This is a genomic window from Candidatus Magnetobacterium casense (assembly GCF_019173545.1).
GTDB lineage: Bacteria > Nitrospirota > Thermodesulfovibrionia > Thermodesulfovibrionales > Magnetobacteriaceae > Magnetobacterium > Magnetobacterium cryptolimnobacter.
In genome coordinates, this window is the sequence record NZ_JABXWD010000537.1 from 1 (window position 1) to 1,925 (window position 1,925).

A 1,925-nucleotide genomic window follows, 5' to 3' on the forward strand; every position below is an offset into this window, starting at 1 on the left:
TATCAAGAAGTCTAAAATCAAAGACGCCTTCTTGCTATATGGCAGTTCTACTATTAAATCCCAGTTGGCTCCCGAACTGAGAAACTGGCGGGGGGTACACGACTGGGACTTAATAGTAGAACTGCCATATAGCAAGAAGGCGTCTTTGATTTTGGACTTCTTGATAAAGCCCTCTTCAAGTTTTACGAGCCTCTGCATTACCGTGCCAATCTCATTTGCATTTAGCCGCTCTGTTGGCTCTATTAGCACATCCTTGTCAAGCCAGGGCGACATCTTGCCGGCGAACAGGTTGCGATCCTTGAGAGTCTTTGTCAGGTATTCTATTTGGGTGCCTGTGAACCCTGCCTTTTCCAGTGCAGACCGGTTGACAAATACCTTGGTTTCTAGCATTGTTTCGGGCTTGTACCCATTCAGTATCAGTCTGGCTTCTGGCAAGGTGATCCCCCTACTCCCTAGTACCCATTTGCCCCCTGACCTGCCAATGATGGGGTTCCCAGCCACCGATAATCCCCTCCATGCCACGACATTACCTTCTGTTGTGGGGATGGATGGTCCTGAAATCTTGACGTTCCTGGCAACGGTCGTTAAAAGTGGCACGGCAGAAAGAGCTGTCATACCAACGCCCATCACCCGTTGCCCTGGTGATAATGCCGACCAGCTCTTTGCCGTTCCATATCCTATGAGTCCAGCAAGTGCTGTGCTACCGGCAACTGTTACTGCCCTCCCGGCCACCGAGCTGGTGATCGCAGCGGGGGCAAACCCTAAAATTAATAACGGAGCCTGGGCAGCGGCTATCCCCCAGTCCAGGGCCGTTACATCGGCCATTGTGTATTCTGGCAAGGCTGCCTTTGCGGGTGGAACGAAGCTAGCCAAGGCCAACAGACCCACTCTACCGTAGGAACTTTCGGACAGGTGATAAAAGTCTCTATAGGAAAATGGGACCTCATTCAGGTTCGTAACAGCTTGGGGCAAGGAGTTCCATGCGGCGAGCCTCCTTTGATAGCCAGGGTCCCAACTGAATCCCCTAGGCTTGACCCCCTTTTCCCATCTAACGATCGTCGCTTCAGTGAGTGCATTGAAGCCCTGCTCTTTCAGTATCTTCTGGGATCCTGAGGGCAGCCTGTTAAACTCCTCTTTAGTGATATACTCGTTGCCAGGAACCGGGATAATATCCCCACTTTCTACTTTCCTCTGGAACTCCTCATAGGGCTCATTGGCTGTGTCGATGGCGCTGACCATAGCGGTGTAGCCCTGTTCCTTGCCGACCTTGGCACAAGTGGTGCCGTTGGTTGCGTCATTGGCGACAAGGGCATCCCAATCCCTGGTGGTTATCCATTGGCCGTCACCCAGTTGGATGTGGTCTGCTTCAAACGCCTCCCGCATGGCAGTGTATCCCCTGCTCACAGCTATGGCGGCATACTGGTCTGGTAGAGAATTGAAGTCAGCTCTTGGCATCCACTGGCCATCTCCCAATTCGCGGTAGTCGGTTCTGAAACTTGCGATTGCCGCATCAAACCCCTCTGTCGTGACAAGGTTCTTATATTTGTCAGGCCACGGGTCCCATCCAGCCCTTGGTATATTGAGTATATCGCCTGTCTTACCATCCTTGACGCGAATCGTACCAGTCGGTGCTGTCGTGGCAGATGTAGTTTGCCTGGTCGGTGTTCGTGTGGGTAATCCAAACGACCTTGTTATCGACGACACCTTATACCCAGCCGCCTCCGCTTTGGCCCGGGCACCCTTGACATCAAGGGCTTCAACCTTGATTTTCTGCCCGTCTGCGGTCCCGACGTTGTATACCTTGATGGTGTAGTATGACTTCATAGCACCGACACAAAGCCCCTTGGCCTTGGCATCGGCTATCGTCCCCAATTCAGCTTGAGTGGCAGGCAAGGTTATTGCTGGTTTGATAGATGATAGTGAGC

1 protein-coding gene is annotated in these 1,925 nt (G+C 52.4%); it reads right to left on the bottom strand.

Going from position 1 to position 1,925, the window contains the following annotated elements:
• Positions 1-1,925 (bottom strand): hypothetical protein (locus tag HWQ67_RS17290; protein WP_218253942.1); only part of this gene is annotated, 1,925 nt, incomplete at both ends.